This window comes from Mycobacterium sp. TH-M82 (assembly GCF_057473605.1).
In genome coordinates this window covers 1-2,151 of record NZ_JBYCKY010000311.1, presented here as the reverse complement: position 1 = coordinate 2,151, position 2,151 = coordinate 1, and the positions used below count along the sequence as shown (strand labels likewise).

The window sequence follows — 2,151 nt, the reverse complement described above, 5'->3', positions numbered from 1 at the left end:
ATGACCTGACCCAGGAGGAGATCGCCCAACTGGTCGGGGCGTCGCGGGAGACGGTGAACAAGGCACTGGCCGATTTCGCCCACCGCGGCTGGATCCGCCTGGAGGGCAAAAGCGTGCTGATCTCCGATTCCGAGCGGCTGGCCCGGCGAGCTCGCTGACTCACCGCGGTGAGATTGCGCCCCGGGTAGTGATTTCGGCGGCTGCACAGCCCGGTGTGCAATCTCAATGCCGCAGGTAGTCCAGCTGGGCTCGCACCGACCACTCCGCGACGTCCCACAGCTTCTCGTCGACGTCGGTGTAGACGTGTTCGACGACCTGACGCACGGTGGCGTCGTCCCCGAGGTCGACCAGCGCGGAGCGGACCTGGGCCAGCCGCTGTTCGCGGTGCGCCAGATAGCCGGAACATACGATCGCCAGGTCGGCCAGCTCCGGCCCGTGCCCGGGCAACACCGTGCGCGTGCCCAGCCCCCGTAGCCGGCGCAACGACTCCAGGTAGTTCGCCAGGTCGCCGTCTTCGGGGTCGATGACGGTGGTACCGCGACCCAGCACGGTGTCGGCGGTCAGCACCGCGTCGTCCAACACGAACGACACAGAATCGGCGGTGTGGCCCGGTGTCGCGAACACCCTGATGCGCAGCCCGGCGGCCTCGATCACCTCACCATCGGTGAGGCTGCCACCGAACCGGCGCTGGAAGCCGCTGCCCACTGACCACACCGGTGCGTCGGTCGCGTCGGCCAGTTTGTCGATGGCGTCGGTGTGGTCGCCGTGCCGGTGGCTGATCAGCACGAGCGCGATCGGGCTCAGGTCGGCCAGCCGCGAGATATGCTCGTCGTCGTCGGGGCCGGGATCGACGATCACCACCTCGGCACTGTCCGGGCCGCGCAACACCCAGGTGTTGGTGCCTTCCAGCGTCATCGTGCCGGGGTTGTCGGCCAGCAGCACCGACGCAGTCTCGGTGACCGGCCGCAGCCGACCATAGGCGGGGTACACCGGTGGCACAGCCGCTACCCGACCTCGACGACCAACTCGACTTCCACCGGCGCGTCCAGCGGCAGCTCGGCCACGCCGACCGCTGCGCGGGCATGCCCGCCGGCGTCGCCGAACACCTCGCCGAGCAGGTCGGACGCGCCGTTGACCACCCCGGGCTGGCCGGTGAAACCCGGCGCTGAGGCGACATAGCCGACCACCTTGACGACCCGGGTCACCGTGTCGATCCCGACCAGCGCGTCGACCGCGGCCAGCGCGTTGAGCGCGCAGGTCCGGGCCAGCGCGTTGCCGTCCTCCGGACTGACGTCAGCGCCCATGGCGCCCACGCCCACTTTGCCGGTGCGGAGCAGCTTGCCGGCCCGCATCGGCAGCTGTCCGGACGTGAACACCAAATTGCCGGTGCGCACCGCCGGTAGATAGGAGGCCAGCGGTGCGACCGTCTCGGGCAGTTCGACGCCGAGCTCAGCCAGCCGGGCCTGCCAGGACGGCTTGGGGCTCATTGCGACACTCATTTCGGACGTTTGAGAAATGCGATGAGCTGCTCACCGGCGGGTCCCGGCAGTACTGAAACCAGCTCCCAGCCGTCATCCCCCCACTGGTCGAGGATCTGCTTGGTGGCGTGGGTGATCAGCGGGACGTTTGCATACTCCCAAACTGTTCGTTGGCTCATGAAGCGAGCTTATCGCCGGCACAAGAAATCGCATGGTTAGCATGCAGTGGTGACTGCCACCAGCGAGGCCATCGGCTGGCCGTCCCGGCTGTCGAAGGCACGCCTGCATTTCGTGACCGGCAAGGGTGGCACCGGCAAGTCCACTGTTGCGGCCGCGCTGGCCCTGACCCTGGCCGCCGGCGGCCGCAAGGTTCTGCTGGTGGAAGTCGAAGGGCGCCAAGGGATCGCACAACTTTTCGACGTACCGCCGCTGCCCTACGCGGAGGTCAAGATCGCGACCGCCGAGCGCGGCGGCCAGGTCAATGCCTTGGCCATCGACCTCGAGGGTGCGTTTCTGGAGTACCTCGACTTGTTCTACAACTTGGGTATCGCCGGGCGGGCCATGCGGCGCATCGGGGCGGTCGAGTTCGCGACCACCATCGCGCCCGGGCTGCGGGACGTGATCCTCACCGGCAAGATCAAGTACGCGGTGATCCAGGTCGACAAGAACAAAC

5 protein-coding genes are annotated in these 2,151 nt (G+C 67.9%); 2 read left to right on the top strand and 3 right to left on the bottom strand.

The annotated features are described in order from the left end of the window. The coding region (locus AC2VON_RS09820) for a helix-turn-helix domain-containing protein (RefSeq protein ID WP_486952783.1) at positions 1–158 on the top strand (158 nt) is incomplete at its 5' end. A 64-nt stretch (positions 159–222) separates the two neighbouring features. Here the strand turns inward: AC2VON_RS09820 and AC2VON_RS09815 are convergent. The 3 genes from AC2VON_RS09815 to sp36 are packed head-to-tail and all read right to left on the bottom strand — an operon-like array spanning position 223 to position 1,657. Continuing rightward, entirely contained in the window at positions 223–999 is a 777-nt protein-coding gene (locus AC2VON_RS09815; RefSeq protein ID WP_486952782.1) for an MBL fold metallo-hydrolase, read from the bottom strand. A 5-nt stretch (positions 1,000–1,004) separates the two neighbouring features. Continuing rightward, positions 1,005–1,487 carry a RidA family protein gene (locus AC2VON_RS09810; protein WP_486952781.1) on the bottom strand — a complete coding sequence of 161 codons (483 nt, stop codon included), beginning with the start codon at positions 1,485–1,487 and terminating at the stop codon, positions 1,005–1,007. An 8-nt stretch (positions 1,488–1,495) separates the two neighbouring features. Next, positions 1,496–1,657: a Sp36 family protein gene (gene sp36, locus AC2VON_RS09805; protein ID WP_486952780.1), complete on the bottom strand. Its 162-nt coding sequence runs from the start codon at positions 1,655–1,657 to the stop codon at positions 1,496–1,498. Positions 1,658–1,703: 46 nt separating this feature from the next. Here sp36 and AC2VON_RS09800 point away from each other — a divergent pair. Beyond that, a partial coding sequence (locus tag AC2VON_RS09800; RefSeq protein WP_486952779.1) for an ArsA-related P-loop ATPase occupies positions 1,704–2,151 on the top strand: 448 nt, incomplete at its 3' end.